Origin of the sequence: Streptomyces sp. NPDC047042, assembly GCF_040644035.1 — a bacterium.
Classification (GTDB): Bacteria; Actinomycetota; Actinomycetes; order Streptomycetales; family Streptomycetaceae; genus Streptomyces.
In genome coordinates, this window is the sequence record NZ_JBEYVP010000055.1 from 44,179 (window position 1) to 58,730 (window position 14,552).

At 71.0% G+C, this 14,552-nt stretch carries 11 protein-coding genes and 1 pseudogene; 6 read left to right on the plus strand and 6 right to left on the minus strand.

Annotated features, from left to right (window positions below; genetic code table 11):
- Positions 1-164: 164 nt before the first annotated feature.
- The 5 genes from ABZ855_RS42890 to ABZ855_RS42910 all read left to right on the plus strand — a co-directional run bounded on the left by ABZ855_RS42890 (position 165) and on the right by ABZ855_RS42910 (position 5,892).
- Positions 165-1,445: an aspartate kinase gene (locus ABZ855_RS42890; RefSeq protein ID WP_319205603.1), complete on the plus strand. Its 1,281-nt coding sequence runs from the start codon at positions 165-167 to the stop codon at positions 1,443-1,445.
- Between the two features lie 314 nt (positions 1,446-1,759).
- Positions 1,760-2,254, plus strand: coding sequence for a hypothetical protein (locus tag ABZ855_RS42895; protein ID WP_360817610.1), 495 nt, complete (start codon positions 1,760-1,762; stop codon positions 2,252-2,254).
- On the plus strand, positions 2,242-3,312 hold the full coding sequence (locus tag ABZ855_RS42900) for an aspartate-semialdehyde dehydrogenase (RefSeq protein WP_360817613.1): 1,071 nt from the start codon (positions 2,242-2,244) through the stop codon (positions 3,310-3,312). The genes ABZ855_RS42895 and ABZ855_RS42900 overlap by 13 nt, the downstream gene beginning before the upstream one ends.
- Before the next feature lie 361 nt (positions 3,313-3,673).
- Positions 3,674-4,339 (plus strand): SigE family RNA polymerase sigma factor, encoded by a 666-nt coding sequence (locus ABZ855_RS42905; RefSeq protein WP_360817617.1) that lies wholly within the window; start codon positions 3,674-3,676, stop codon positions 4,337-4,339.
- A gap of 491 nt (positions 4,340-4,830) precedes the next feature.
- Positions 4,831-5,892 carry a hypothetical protein gene (locus ABZ855_RS42910; RefSeq protein ID WP_360817620.1) on the plus strand — a complete coding sequence of 354 codons (1,062 nt, stop codon included), beginning with the start codon at positions 4,831-4,833 and terminating at the stop codon, positions 5,890-5,892.
- A 43-nt stretch (positions 5,893-5,935) separates the two neighbouring features.
- On the opposite strand, the gene ABZ855_RS42915 is transcribed toward ABZ855_RS42910, so the two are convergent.
- Positions 5,936-6,727, minus strand: a complete 792-nt coding sequence (locus ABZ855_RS42915) for an SURF1 family protein (RefSeq protein ID WP_360817623.1) — start codon at positions 6,725-6,727, stop codon at positions 5,936-5,938.
- Between the two features lie 58 nt (positions 6,728-6,785).
- Complete coding sequence (locus tag ABZ855_RS42920; protein WP_360817626.1) at positions 6,786-7,202, minus strand: nuclear transport factor 2 family protein; 417 nt, start codon at positions 7,200-7,202, stop codon at positions 6,786-6,788.
- Between the two features lie 132 nt (positions 7,203-7,334).
- Here ABZ855_RS42920 and ABZ855_RS42925 point away from each other — a divergent pair, with 132 nt between their 5' ends.
- A complete protein-coding gene (locus ABZ855_RS42925; protein ID WP_360817629.1) occupies positions 7,335-9,185 on the plus strand; it encodes a prolyl oligopeptidase family serine peptidase in 1,851 nt (616 codons plus the stop codon).
- 151 nt (positions 9,186-9,336) lie between these two features.
- Here the strand turns inward: ABZ855_RS42925 and ABZ855_RS42930 are convergent, their stop codons facing one another.
- From ABZ855_RS42930 to ABZ855_RS42945, 4 genes and pseudogenes are all read right to left on the minus strand, one after another.
- Complete coding sequence (locus ABZ855_RS42930) at positions 9,337-11,295, minus strand: NAD-binding protein (RefSeq protein WP_360817639.1); 1,959 nt, start codon at positions 11,293-11,295, stop codon at positions 9,337-9,339.
- A 126-nt stretch (positions 11,296-11,421) separates the two neighbouring features.
- Positions 11,422-12,921: an MFS transporter gene (locus ABZ855_RS42935; protein ID WP_360817632.1), complete on the minus strand. Its 1,500-nt coding sequence runs from the start codon at positions 12,919-12,921 to the stop codon at positions 11,422-11,424.
- A gap of 82 nt (positions 12,922-13,003) precedes the next feature.
- Positions 13,004-14,242 (minus strand): FAD-dependent monooxygenase, encoded by a 1,239-nt coding sequence (locus tag ABZ855_RS42940; protein WP_360817635.1) that lies wholly within the window; start codon positions 14,240-14,242, stop codon positions 13,004-13,006.
- A 199-nt stretch (positions 14,243-14,441) separates the two neighbouring features.
- Positions 14,442-14,552: pseudogene (locus ABZ855_RS42945) on the minus strand (NAD(P)/FAD-dependent oxidoreductase); the annotation flags it as partial.

Consider the following 14,552-nt stretch of genomic DNA (forward strand, 5'->3'; position numbering starts at 1 on the left):
TTCACAGTGGTTACGCGTATCAGGCGGGCGGGTGGGCATGAGCCTCGCTGAGCGGCCGAAGATCGCTGGGTGAGCGGGACATCTCACCATGCGATACCCCAAGGGGGGAATTCGGCCGCTCGTTAGACTGAGCCGACCGCAGACGGACTGAGCGAGGAGCGCACGTGGGCCTTGTCGTGCAGAAGTACGGAGGCTCATCCGTAGCCGATGCCGAGGGCATCAAGCGCGTCGCCAAGCGAATCGTGGAAGCGAAGAAGAACGGCCACCAAGTGGTCGTCGTCGTTTCCGCGATGGGCGACACGACGGACGAGCTGATCGATCTCGCCGAGCAGGTGTCTCCGATGCCTGCCGGGCGTGAATTCGACATGCTGCTGACCGCCGGAGAGCGGATCTCCATGGCACTGCTGGCCATGGCGATCAAAAACCTGGGCCACGAGGCCCAGTCGTTCACCGGTAGCCAGGCAGGCGTCATCACCGACTCGGTCCACAACAAAGCCCGGATCATCGACGTCACGCCGGGCCGTATCCGGACCGCGCTGGACGAGGGCAACATCGCCATCGTCGCCGGGTTCCAGGGCGTCAGCCAGGACAAGAAGGACATCACGACCCTGGGTCGCGGTGGTTCCGACACCACGGCTGTCGCGCTCGCCGCGGCGCTGGACGCCGAGGTGTGCGAGATCTACACGGACGTCGACGGTGTGTTCACCGCCGACCCGCGTGTGGTGAAGAAGGCCCGGAAGATCGACTGGATCTCCTCCGAGGACATGCTGGAGCTGGCCGCGTCCGGCTCCAAGGTGCTGCTCCACCGGTGTGTGGAGTACGCCCGTCGTTACGACATCCCGATCCACGTCCGATCGTCCTTCTCGGGACTGCCGGGCACCTGGGTCAGCAACGAGAAGCCCGAGTCGCAAGGGGACCAGCAGGTGGAGCACGCCATCATCTCCGGAGTCGCCCACGACGTCTCCGAAGCCAAGATCACGGTCGTCGGGGTTCCGGACAAGCCGGGTGAGGCCGCGGTGATCTTCCGTGCCATCGCGGACGCGGAGATCAACATCGACATGATCGTGCAGAACGTGTCGGCGGCGTCGACGGGCCTGACGGACATCTCCTTCACCCTCCCCAAGGCAGAGGGCCGCAAGGCCATCGACGCCCTGGAGAAGGCGAAGGGCGGAATCGGCTTCGACTCGCTGCGCTACGACGACCAGATCGGCAAGATCTCGCTGGTCGGCGCGGGGATGAAGACCAACCCGGGGGTCACCGCGTCCTTCTTCCAGGCGCTGTCCGACGCGGGCGTGAACATCGAGCTGATCTCGACCTCCGAGATCCGCATCTCGGTCGTCACCCGCCAGGACGACGTCCCGGAGGCCGTCCGCGCGGTCCACTCGGCGTTCGGCCTCGACTCCGACAGCGACGAAGCGGTGGTCTACGGAGGCACCGGCCGCTGATGGCCATGCCCCGACAGCCCAGGCACAGCTGGCCCACCGACGCCGCCGACTGGTCCGATCCGCGACCAGCGGGGGCGCGGCTGGCTGCGGGGCCTGGGCTGACCGGTTCCCGGCCGCCTGCGCTCGACGCGGGGGCGTCGGCCGGCCCAGAGCCGACCCCGAGCCGGTTGTCCGTGTCGGGGTCGGGTGCTGTTCCCCGGCCGTCCGTGGCTGGGCAGGCTCCCGCGCCCCGCGCCTCCGCGCCCGGGGCGCCTGTCCCGCCCCAGGGCCCCGCGTCCGGGGTGGCTGTCCCGCCCCAGGGCACCGCGTCCGGGGTGGCTGTCCCGCCCCAGGGCACCGCGTCCGGGGTGGCTGTCCCGCCCCAGGGCACCGCGTCCGGGGTGGCTGTCCCGCCCCAGGGCACCGCGTCCGGGGTGACTACCGCGTCCCAGGTGTCCGTGTCCGGGGCGGCTGCCGTGCCCCGGGCCTTCGTGTCCGGGGTGGCTGTCCCGATCCAGGCCTCCGTGTCCGGGGTGACTACCGCGACCGAGGCCTTCGTGTCCGGGGTGGCTGTCCCGATCCAGGCCTCCGTGTCCGGGGTGACTACCGCGTCCCAGGTGTCCGTGTCCGGGGCGGCTGCCGTGCCCCGGGCCTTCGTGTCCGGGGTGGCTGTCCCGATCCAGGCCTCCGTGTCCGGGGTGACCACCGCGACCGACGCGTCCGTGTCCGGGGTGACCACCGCGACCGAGGCCTCCGTGTCCGGGGCGGACGCCGAGCCCCGGGCCTTCGTGTCCGGGGTGCGTGCCTCGCGGGTGGGGTGGTCCTCGTGAGTGCGGGGTTCTCGCGGCCCACTCTTGCCGTCGTGGGGGCCACCGGCACCGTTGGTGCCGTCATGCTGCAGATTTTGTCTCAGCATGCTGATATCTGGGGCGAGATCCGGCTCGTTGCCTCTCCGCGTTCCGTCGGTCGCAAGTTGACCGTGCGTGGGGAGGAGGTCGAGGTCGTGGCGCTGTCGGAGGAGGCCTTCGACGGCGTCGACGTCGCCATGTTCGATGTCCCGGACGACATCGCCGAGCAGTGGGCGCCCCTCGCCGCCGCCAAGGGTGTCGTCGTGATCGACAACTCCGCCGTCTTTCGGATGGACCCGGACGTGCCTCTGGTCGTCCCGGAGGTCAATCCGCACGCCATCCGGCAGCGCCCTCGCGGGATCATCGCCACCCCGCACTGCACCACCCTGTCCATGATCGTCGCCCTCGGCGCGCTGCACGCCGAGTACGGCCTGCGTGAGCTGGTGGTCTCCACCTACCAGGCGGTGAGCGGGGCCGGCCGGGCCGGCGTCGACACCCTGCGACGGCAACTGTCCCTGGTCGCCGGTACGGAACTGGGGACCAGCCCCGGAGACGTACGGCGTGCCGTGGGCGACGGGACGGGCCCGTTCCCGGAGCCGGTCGCGCTGAACGTCGTACCGTGGGCCGGTTCGGCGCGCGCCGACGGCTGGTCGTCGGACGAGATGCAGCTGCGGGACGAGTCCCGCAAGGTTCTCGGGCTGCCCGCCCTCCCCGTCGCCGTGACCTGCGTACGCGTGCCGGTCGTCACCGCGCACGCGCTGACCGTCCACGCCCGCTTCCAGGGCGAGGTCACCGTCGCCGGTGCGCGGGAGATCATCGCGACCGCCCCCGGAGTCGTCCTGTTCGACAACCCGGACGCGGGGGAGTTCCCGACCCCCGTCGACGTCGTCGGCACGGATCCGACCTGGGTCGGCAGGGTCCGGCGGTCACTGGACGACCCGACCGCCCTGGAGCTCTTCGTGTGCGGGGACAATTTGCGCAAGGGATCAGCGCTCAACACCGCACAGATCGCCGAGCTGGTGGCGGCCGAGCAGGCCTGACGAATCCCTCCGGTGGGTCACGATTTGTTGATCTTGGCGGAAATCGCTCTGGTGGTGGCATAAAACGTTTGTAGGATTCACGTGAGAACTGAGGTGCGGTCCGACAAAAGTCCGCATCCGGGACCCGGGACCTTCGGCGTTCGAGGATTTTGCTCCCCGCCCTCCGCAACCACGCGAAGGGCGGGGAGCGTCTTTGCGGTCGTCCTTCCGGGGCGTGGGGACGCCGTGACCATGCGTGGGGACGCAACGGTCACCTTGGATTTAGGGGAAGAGCGGGACGCATGAGGGTGGCTGTGTCGGATGACGCAAGAATGATGCCGGATGCGTACAACCCTGATGAGGGTAGGCGTGTCCAACATGCGTGGCAGAGGTACTCGACTTCAGAGCGGCGACGCGCGGCAGCGCCCTGCGTCCACCGCGCCGACTCCGCGTGCCCGGGGCGCCCGGCGGCCTGCCGGTGATCGCGCCGATGCCCGCAGCGCGGCCGGCCCGCATACCCAATCAGCGTGAAGGCGTCGACGACAGCGCGGCGGCGGGAACCACGGTCGATCACCTGACCGAGACGTACCGCGCCCACTACCGCTCCCTCCTCGGCCTCGCCGCGCTCCTCCTCGACGACACCGCCTCCTGCGAGGACGTCGTCCAGGAGGCCTTCATACGGGTCCACTCGGCACGCAAGCGCGTCCGTGACCCGGAGAAGACGCTCGCCTATCTGCGCCAGACGGTGGTGAACCTCTCCCGCTCCGCGCTGCGCCGCCGCATCCTCGGCCTGAAGCTCCTGTCCAAGCCGATGCCGGACATGGCGAGCGCCGAGGAGGGGGCGTACGACCTGCTGGAACGCGACTCCCTCATCAAGGCGATGAAGGGTCTCCAGCGCCGCCAGCGCGAGGTCCTCGTCCTGCGCTACTTCGCGGACATGACCGAGGCCCAGGTCGCCGAGACGCTCGGCATATCGCTCGGCTCGGTGAAGGCGTACGGCTCGCGGGGGATCGCCGCGCTGCGCATCGCCATGGAGGAACCGGCATGAGCGACCAGGACCGGGAACGGGAGTGGGAGCGGGGGCCGGGGCAAGGAACGGGGCCGGGAACGGGGCCGGGGCACGAGCGGGATCCGGCCGGGGATCAGGATCAAGCACAGGCGCAGGCGCAGGAACCGGGCGAGAGCCAGGGCCAGGGCCGGAGTCGGGTTCAGGGCGAGGACTGGAGTCAAGGCCAGGACCAGGACGAGGGCCAGGATCGGGACCAGGGCCAGGGCCAGGACCAGGACCAGGGCCAGGGCCCGGACCCCGATCAGGGCTGGGGGCAGGTCCATGGGCTCCGGAGCCGGGGGCCGGGAGCCGGTGGGCTTCGGGGGGCCGGGGGTGCCGGCGCGGGGAGCGGCGGTTTCCGGACCGGGGAATTCCGGGCCGGTAGGGTTTCTTCCAACGGGGCCCGATCCAACGGGAGTTGGCCGGCCGGAGTCCATGGACCAGGTCGCCACGAGCAAGAGCACACGCAATCGCACGCTGGGAACGGAACTGTGAACCACGGCCCCGACGACCAGAGCCTGGACGGGCTCGACTCGGAAGAGCTGGCACTGCGGAGGATGCTGCACCAGGCGGTGGGCCAAATTCAGCCAACCGACGCCGTGCTGGAACACCTTCGACGTGCCGTGCCCGCCCGCCGGGCCCGCAAGCGGCACGCCGCCATCGGCATGGCCGCCGCCGCGCTGCTCATCGGCACGGCCGTCCCGGCTTTGCTGCACGTCTCGAATGTGACCGGTACCGCGTCCGACCCCTCCGTCATCGCGGGCCACGGCTCGCAGACCAAGGAGGACAAGAACAGCAGCACGGGCCCGGACGGCGGCGAGAGCACCTCCGGCGGCAACACCTCCGGCTCGGTCGAGAGCAAGCCGTCGAGCAGCGTCCCCTCGGGCGGCGCTGCCACCCCGGACAAGGGCGGCAGCGGCGGCAGCACGACCGGGGCCACCAGCCCGATGGACACTCCGGGCCCCCCGGCGACCTGCGAGGCGACCCAGCTGGGCTCGGCCACCGGCTCGGTCGGCGACCCCGACGCCACCGGAGCGGTCTACGGCACGTTTCGCGTCGTCAACGTCTCCACCACCCCCTGCACGGTCAGCGGCGACGGCACCGTGGCGACCACGGCGCAGGGCGCGGCCGACCCGACGAAGGTGAGCAGCGCCGCCCACTCCGCGGGTGACGCGGCCGTCAACCTGCCCGACCCGTCCCTCGCGGTCAGCGGACTGGTGCTGCAGCCCGGCGCGGCCTACACGGTCCAGTTCGCCTGGGTGCCCTCGGAGGCGTGTCCCACGACCGGCACCACCACCGACGGCGGCACCACCGGCGGCCCCACCGAGTCGCCGAGCCCCACGCCGACCGAGAGCCCCGACACGACCACGACCACCGAGGGCGGCGACGGCGGCCCCTCGACGCAGTTGGTCACGGAGGACGGCACCCCGGCCGACGGCAGCGTGGCGGTGTCCTACACGACGGACGCCGGCTCGCCCACGGTGACGGCGACGGTGGCGAACGCGTGCGCGGGCGTGGTGTACAAGACGGGCGTCCTGGCGGAGACCACGTAATCGGACCGGACCACGTGAGACCACGTGACCGGGGTCAGGCGGGTCAGGCGGGGGCGCCTTCCCGTGCGGGTTCCTCCGTGGGCGTGAGCCCCAGCTCCGCGTCCCGGGCGAACTCCACCTCGCGGCGCACCAGCCGGAACCACATGAAGACGACGAACCCCGCGAAGACGAACCACTCACCGGTGTAGCCGAGGTTCTGGAACGCCTTCAGGTCGAGCCCGGTGTCCGCGGGCGCGGTCGCCGGTACGGCCCGCATCCCCGAGTCGCCCTTGTCGAGGGTCACCCAGGCGTCGTACACGTCGTACGGCACGAGGTTCACCAGCGAGGCCGCGCTGATCGCGCCGGTCTGCCCCGCGGGCAGGCCCCCGGCCGCGCTCACCCCGTTGGACCCCGGTGTCTCGGACGCCTGGAGCGCGCCGGTGACGGTGACCTCCCCGGCGGGCGGGGCGGGAGCCTTCGCGGTGTCGGCGCTCCCGGGCAGCCAGCCGCGTACGACGGGCAGTGCCTTGCCCTCGTCGGTGCGCAGCAGGGTCAGCACGTAGAAGCCCTCGCGGTCGTCGAGCTGCCGGTCGGGAACGAGCAGTTGCCTGCCGTACCGTCCGCTGACGGTGACGCGGTCGCCGGAGGTCTTCTTGTCGACGGGCAGCAGCTCGGCCAGTGGCCGTGCGGCCTCCTCCTTCTCGGCGGAGACCTCCTCGGTGGCGGTCCTGTGGTCCTGCACCCGGTCCTCGAACCGGCTCAGCTGCCACGACCCCATGAACACACAGAAGGGGATGGCGAGCAGCACGAAGACGTTGATCCCCCACCAACGGGGCGTCAGCAGAAACCGGTACACGCCTCCCAAGGTACGGGGCGGGGGCGGGCGCCGGGCTCGCGGGGTCAGTACGGTCGCGTCAGTACCGTTCCGTCAGTGCCGCCAGGTGGTCCCGGCTCGCCGGGGGCTCGTAGGGCTCGGGCCAGAAGTCGGTGACGGTGGCTATGCGCCCCTCTCCGTCACCGGTGAAGAAGGTCAGGGCGTCCATCTCCTGCGTGCCCACGGTGAAGCGCAGCCAGGTGACGACCTGCCCCGGTTCGGCGACCACGCGTTCCGTCCGCAGGTGCCAGTCGCTCGGATACTCGCGGTTGAAGCGGACGAACCGCTCCTTTCCGCTGATCCGCTCGCGGGTCTGGGGCATGGTGTAGACGACGTCGTCGGCCAGGGTGTCGGCGAACGCGTCCCAGTCGCGGTCCTCGGCGGTGGCCCAGAACCTCTCAACTGTCTCGCGGAGGCGGAGATCGGTTGTCTCGCGCAGATCGGTGGTGTCGGTCATGCGGCAGAGTCTGCACCCCGGCACTGACATCGGCTTCGGCCTGTGGATATCTCGGTCGCCTCGCCCGCGGAGTTTTCCACAGGCTGGGGACCTCGGCGGCGGAATGTCGTGGTGGGCGGGCAATATGGGGCCATGACTGAGAGCAACGGGTCCATGCCGAGCACCACCACGCCGGACACCCTCACGCCGGACACGGCCGTGCCGGACTGGGAGAAGCGGTTCCGGGCGCCGCGGGTGTCGCTGCCCGACTGGGCGGAGGACGCGCCGGACCGGTCCCTGTTCGTGTCCAACGCGACGGGGACGTACGAGCTGTACGCCTGGGACCGCGCCACGGGAGAGCAGCGCCAGGTGACCGACCGCCCGAACGGCACGACGGACGGCGTGCTGTCGCCCGACGGCGAGTGGATCTGGTGGTTTGACGACAAGGACGGCGACGAGTACGGCGTATGGCGCCGGCAGCCGTTCGGGGGCGCGGCCGAGGGCGGCGAGGACGAGCCGGCGACCCCCGGTCTGGCGGCCTCCTACCCGGCGGGGCTCGCGCTGGGCCGGGACGGCCGTACGGCGGTCGTGGGGCGCTCGACCGACGAGGACGGTACGACGATCCACCTCTCGGTGGCAGGTGCGCCCCCGGTGGAGATCTACCGGCACCGCGAGTCGGCGGGCGTCGGGGACCTCTCGCACGACGGTTCGCTGATCGCGATCGAGCACACGGAGCACGGCGACGCGATGCACTCGGCGCTGCGCGTCGTGCGCCCGGACGGTACGACGGTCGCCGAGCTCGACGACACCAAGGGAGGTGCGAAGGAACTGGGCCTGGAGGTGCTGGGCTTCGCGCCGGTGGAGGGCGATGCGCGGCTGCTCGTCGGGCATCAGCGGCGCGGGCGCTGGGAGCCCCTCGTCTGGGACGTGGCGACCGGGGAGGAGACGGACCTCGCCCTCGACCTGCCGGGTGACGTGAGCGCGGAGTGGTATCCGGACGGCTCCGGGCTGCTCGTCGTGCACGGCTTCGAGGCGCGCAGCGAACTGTTCCGCTACGACCTGGCCTCGCGTGAGCTGGTGAGGGTGCCGACGCCGGCCGGCACGGTCTCGGGGGCGACGGCCCGGCCCGACGGCAGCGTGGAGTACCTGTGGTCGTCGTCGGCGCAGCCGTCGTCGGTGCGCTCGACGACCGGAGCGGTGGTCCTGGACCCGCCCGGGCCGAAGTCGCCGGGTTCGGTGCCGGTGGAGGACGTGTGGGTGGAGGGGCCCGGGGGCCGCATCCACGCCCTGGTCCAGAAACCGGCGGGAGCGTCCGGGCCGTTCCCGACCGTCTTCGACATTCACGGCGGGCCCACCTGGCACGACAGCGACTCGTTCGCGGCGGGCCCGGCGGCCTGGGTCGACCAGGGGTACGCGGTGGTGCGAGTCAACTACCGGGGCTCCACCGGGTACGGGCGTGAGTGGACGGACGCCCTCAAGCACCGGGTCGGTCTGATCGAGCTGGAGGACATCGCGGCGGTCCGGGAATGGGCGGTCACCTCGGGCCTCGCGGACCCGGACCGGCTGATCCTGACCGGCGGTTCCTGGGGCGGCTACCTCACGCTGCTCGGCCTCGGTGTCCAGCCCGAGGCGTGGGCGCTGGGCCTTGCGGCGGTGCCGGTCGCGGACTACGTCACGGCGTACCACGACGAGATGGAGGCGCTGAAGGCGATGGACCGGACGCTGCTGGGGGGTACGCCGGAGGAGGTTCCGGAACGGTTCGAGGCGTCGTCGCCGTTGACGTATGTCGACGCGGTGCGGGCGCCGGTGTACATCTCGGCGGGGGTGAACGACCCGCGCTGTCCGATTCGGCAGATCGACAACTATGTGAAGCGGCTGGAGAAGCGGGGGGCGGTACACGAGGTGTACCGCTATGACGCCGGGCACGGATCGCTGGTTGTGGACGAGCGCATCAAGCAGGTCCGGTTGGAAATGGAGTTCGTGGAGCGGCATCTGGGGTCGTAACGGATTTCCTTCGCCCCCGCCGCCCCTACCCGTCCCATCCTGTCCCTGGGGGCTGCGCCCCCAGACCCCCCTTCGCGCTGAACGCGCTCGTCCTCAAACGCCGGACGGGCTGAACTACTCAGCCCCTCCGGCGTTTGAGGAGCGGGGGAAACTACGCCCCCGCCCGCTCACCCCGTCGCCTCCCCAACAGTTCCGCCAACCCCCGCCGCGTCGCCGCCAGCACCACCCGGTCCTCCGCCCGCAGCACATACGTCGCCGGCAGATCCCACACCAGCCCCGACGGCCGCCCGTCCTCCCCGACCGCCCCCACCCCCGTGTCCAACGCCAACACCCGCCAGGACCCCGCCCGAAACGCCTCCCCCACCGTCCGCCCCTCCAACTGCACATGCCCGCCCACCCGCATCGCCGCGAACAGCAACACCCGCCGCTCGACGGGAATCGTGCCCAGGATCTGCGTCTGACGCCCCATCATCGCCCCGGCGAACGCGGGCGCCGCCAGATGCGAGACGCTCCGGCTGCGGGTGGTCGCCCCGGGGTGCGCCGCCCGCAGGGTGCGGTACACGGCGGTGGCGAAGTCGTCGTCGTACAGACGCAGGACGACGCGCAGGTCGGGCCGTACAGAACGCCCGTACAGCACCGCCTCCAGGTTCGTGGTGTCGGCGCTGGTGAGGGCGAGGAGGGCCTGGGCGCGGTTGACCTTCGCGGCCTCCAGGACGCCCTCCTGGGTCACGTCGCCCAGCACCACCGGCACCCGCAGCCGCCGAGCCGTCGCGAGCCCGCGTGCCTCGGGGTCGGCCTCGACGCACACCACCGGGATGTCGAGTTCGCGCAGCCGGGTCAGCACCCGGGTGCCGATCTTGCCGAGTCCGAGGAGGACCACGTGCCCGCTCAGCCCGCGCGGCGGCTTCCGTACCGCCGACGCGCTGCGGAACGTACCGAGCGCCTCGAGGACGGCGGCCAGCAGTACCGGCAGCAACAGCAACCCGACCAGCCCGGACAGGAGTTGGAGGATCTGGCGGGACATGGAGGCCCCGAGCGCGGGGTCGTTGATGGCGAAGAGGTCGAGGAGGGTCAGGTAGGTGGCGTGGACGGGGTGGTCGCCGGTGGCGGCGGACAGCGCGATCGCGAGGGCGATCACGCACCCGACCATCCCGGCCAGCGACCACCGCAGCCGGCGCGAGAAGATCGAGGCGAACGGCGGCACCACGCCCCGCCCCCGCCCGGCCGACATCGACGTCCCGGAGTACGCGTACGCCACCTGCTGGAGTACGACGGTCCCGCGCCCGGTCGCCGCCGCCACCGCGGCCTCGTCGGGGAGCAGCCGGGGCCCGTGGGCGCCGCTGCTCTCGGAGCCGTCGGCGCCGGCCGGGTCGCTGCTGGTGGCGGAGAGCAGGGCGAGGGTGTGCAGGCCCGGGTCGGCGACCTCGCCCGGCGCGGGCGGCTGCCGTTCCACCGCGCGCAGCAGCAGCCGGTCGGTCTGGACGACCTTGCTGGTACCGGTGATCGCGGTGGCGGCGAGCGCGGGGGCGGCGGTGTCGGCGTCGGACAGTACGGTCGTGGACGCGTCGAAGTCCTCGTCGGGACCACTGCCCCCGCCGTCGCCGTCACCGTCGCCGTCCGTACCGTCGGCGGTCGGGGCCGCCAACGCCGCTGCCTGGTCGAGGAGTTCCTCGATGTGCTGGCCCAACCGCCGGTTGTAGAGCCGCAGTACGAGGCGCAGGCGTGGGTTGAGGCGGCGGGCGGTGAGTGCGGCGCGGATGTTGGTCTCGTCGTCGTCGTACACGAGGGCCAGGGCGGCGGCCCGTTCCGCGCCCGCCTCGGCGAGCACGGCCTCGGTCAGCTCGTCGGCCTCCAACACCCCTGTGTGCGACCCGGGTTGGCCGGCAGTCGTAGCGGTCTGGTTCGTCGTGGTTCCGTTTCCCGCCGCCCGGTTGACGGCGGCGGACATCCGGTCGAGCAGCGCCGACGCGGTCCCGGCGGCCCGTACGACCACCGGCGGCCGTACGGTGCGTTCCGAGGGCGGGACGACGAGGGTGACGTGCTCGCCGTACACATTGCGCAGCTCGTGGGCCAGCCGGTGCGCGAGCCCGTCGTCACCGCACACGATCATGTGCGCGGCGGGATCACCGGCCCGGGGACCGTTCGGCGCGCCCGGTCCGTTCGACCCGCTCTGACTCGGAAGGTTCCCCATGATCGCCACAAGGAAGAAGACTGCCAGCTCCCGCTGGAGCGGGGCTCAGTGGGCCATCACGGGCTCGCCCTCGGACGGCTCCAGGGCCCGGTTCGGAATCAGGAGCGCCGCGATCACCGCACCGACCACGAAGAACCCGGAGCCCCACGCCAGGGTGGCCGTGTAGCCCTCGACCCCGGCCTGCGCCATGGCGAGCGCGCTGGGCTTGTGCGAGGTCAGGTAGTCGGTCGCGGCCGACGAGGCGACCGTGGTCAGCAGTGCCGTACTGATCGAACCGCCCACCTGCTGACCGGTGTTGATCAGTGCCGAGGCGACACCCGAGTCCTCGTGGTGCAGGCCCGAGGTCGCCCCCTGGAACGCGGTGGTCATCACGCTACCGAGGCCGAGGCCCATAAGGATCATGCCGGGCATGATGTCGGTGGCGTAGCCGCTGTCCAGCTCGATCCGGGTCAGCATGGCCATACCGGCTGCGGCGACCAGGAAGCCGGCGGTGATCACGATCTTCGGGCCGACCTTGGGCAGCACCAGCACAGGCATGGTGGTCGACGAGACGACGACGGCCGCGACCATCGGCAGGTACACCAGACCGGTCTTGATCGGCGAGTAGCCGAGACTGGCCGCGAAGTAGTAGGTCAGGAACAGGAAGATCGAGAACATTCCCATGCCGATGACGAACACGGCCATGAACGAACCACCGCGGGTCCGGTCCAGCACGACGCGCAGCGGCAGCAGCGGATGCGCGACCCTGGACTCCAGCCACACGAACACCGCGAGCAGCACCGCGCCGGTGATCATGGAGCCGAGGGCGAGAGGGTCGGTCCAGCTGGTGGACTCGACGTGCGCGAACCCGTAGACGACGGCGAACAGCGCGGCGCTCACCACGACGATGCCCGGGATGTCGAGCTTGGGCTTCTGGGTGATCACGGGCTTGGCCAGCAGCAGCAACGCACCGATCAGGGCGGGGACCGCGAAGACGACGTTCACGTACATCACCCAGCGCCACGACGCCCATTCGGTGAGCATGCCGCCGACCAGCAGCCCGACCGCGCCGCCCGCACCGCCCAGCGCACTGAAGATGCCGAAGGCCTTCGCCCTCTCGGACGGCTCCGTGAAGGTCACGCTCAGCAGCGAGAGTGCGGCGGGCGCGAGCAGTGCGGCGAAGAGGCCCTGGGCCACGCGTGCCGCGACGAGGATCTCGAAGCTGCCGGCCGCGCCGCCGAGAATGGACGCGGCCGCGAAACCTGCCAGGCCGATCACGAAGAGGGTGCGTCGGCCCAGCAGGTCACCGAGTCGGCCGCCGAGCAGCAGCAAACTGCCGAACGCCAGGGCGTACCCCGTGATGACCCACTGCCGGCTCCCGTCGCTGAAGCCGAGGTCCTGCTGCGCCTCGGGCAGCGCGATGTTCACGACGGTGGCATCGAGCATGACCATGAGCTGCGCCAGGCCTATGACGGCCAGCACCCACCAGCGCACGGCATGGGAGCCGCGAAGGCCCGAGTCTGTCTTTCCGGAGTCGGGCGCTCCGCGGTCGATGGTGGTACTCATTTCTTTCCCTTGCTTTGAGCATGGCTGATAGCCGTGTGGAATTTGATGGGTTGCGCTTTGATGGGTTACGCGAAGAGTCCAGTCACGCTGCAGCGGCGATATCCAGACTTTTCATCTGCGCACTGTTGGTCCTCGTCCTGGCGAGCAGCCGGCCGGCGACCGGCAGCCGGGCGAGGCGGAGCATCACGGACCGAAGCAGCGACTCGGCGCGGTTGCCCGGGGTGAAGAAACTGCGCTGGCCCACAGCGCTGCCGAGATGGTGGGCGATGAACGGGCGCAGCCGGTCCTCCCAGTCCCGCAGTGCCCGTGGCACGTCGTGGGGGTGGCGTTCCAGCATGGTGCCGAGCAGGTCCGCCCCGGCGAGGCCGGTGGATGCCCCCATGGCGGAGTAGACGGTCAGGCACCACGCGGCGTCGCCGACGAGCACGACTCGGCCGCGGTGCCAGTGGTCGAGGTGCACCTGCTCGGCGGAGTCGAACAGGTGGTCCGGGGCCTTCTCGAACTGGTCGAGCAGCCAACCGAGCGTGGAGCCGGTGGGCTGGGGGCCGTAGGCGGCGCGCAGCGAGTCGATGGCCGGCCGGGTGAACTCGGCGTCCACGTCGTCGGTGCGGTAGGAGAACATCACCGACGGCATACGGTCGGCGAACGAGAACACCCACACCGATCGGCCCGCCTCGATCATGCTCAGCCCGTCCTGCGGGCGGTAGCCGGGTATCGGCTCGGGCAGTCTGTACACGGCGATCATGTAGTTCAGCCGACGGATCGGGCTCTGCTCGGGCTCGAACGCAAGCCGGCGCACCGTCGAGCGCAGTCCGTCTGCCCCGACCACCAGGTCGAACCGTTCGACGCTGGTCGTCTCCGTCGTCAGGTCGCGGATCTCGACGTCCACCCCGTCGGGGTCCTGGTCCAGCGCGATCGGCACGGTCGAGTACCGGATCTCGACCTCGTCGGGCAGGGCGGTGAAGGCCGCGTCTTCGATGTCGCCCCGCAGTACCATTCGAGACCCGCCGAACACATCGGCGTAGCTCACACCGGGGCGGCGTCGGTCCGCGCGGTCGACGGCGTAGCTCACGCCTTCCGGGGCGAAGCGATTCGGCACCGCATCGGCGAAGCCCAGCCGTTCGGCGGCGGCGAGCCCGGTCCCGAACAGGGCGATGAAGTAGCCGCCGCGGCGCCGCTCGGGGGCCTTCTCCAGTACCACCACGTCCCAGCCCGCGCGATGCAGTCGCAGCGCGGAGGCGATCCCGCTGATCCCGAGGCCGACCACCAGGGCCCGCTGTCGCGATGTCGTGTTCTTGTCCGTGGGATTGTGCTCCGACACTGTCGTGTCCTCCATCTGGTGGGGGGGGGTCGGCCGTTCAGGAAACCGAGGAGGGGGGCGTTGACCTCGGCGCGACGCTCCTGCTGCCTGCTTGGTGGGCATGACCGAGAACCGTCTGGAAACTGATCACTTTCCAGACGGGAAGCAGATCGATTTCCTCACCGATGAAGGTGAGGCGAGTGGGTGACGGGCTGAGATCTCAGCCCTGGAGGGCCGCGTCGGTGTCCGCGATGGCCAGGCTGCTGTTGATGTTGGCGGCGGCCAGTGCGCCGGCCGCCGCGGAGGCCCCGACCTGGGCGACCGGATCGGT

Excerpts from the sequence above, each read along its gene's own strand:
- ABZ855_RS42930 (WP_360817639.1), bottom strand. The coding sequence starts at position 11,295 with ATGATCGTGTGCGGTGACGACGGGCTCGCGCACCGGCTGGCCCACGAG.
- ABZ855_RS42935 (WP_360817632.1), bottom strand. The coding sequence starts at position 12,921 with ATGAGTACCACCATCGACCGCGGAGCGCCCGACTCCGGAAAGACAGAC.
- ABZ855_RS42920 (WP_360817626.1), bottom strand. The coding sequence starts at position 7,202 with ATGACCGACACCACCGATCTGCGCGAGACAACCGATCTCCGCCTCCGC.
- ABZ855_RS42925 (WP_360817629.1), top strand. The coding sequence starts at position 7,335 with ATGACTGAGAGCAACGGGTCCATGCCGAGCACCACCACGCCGGACACC.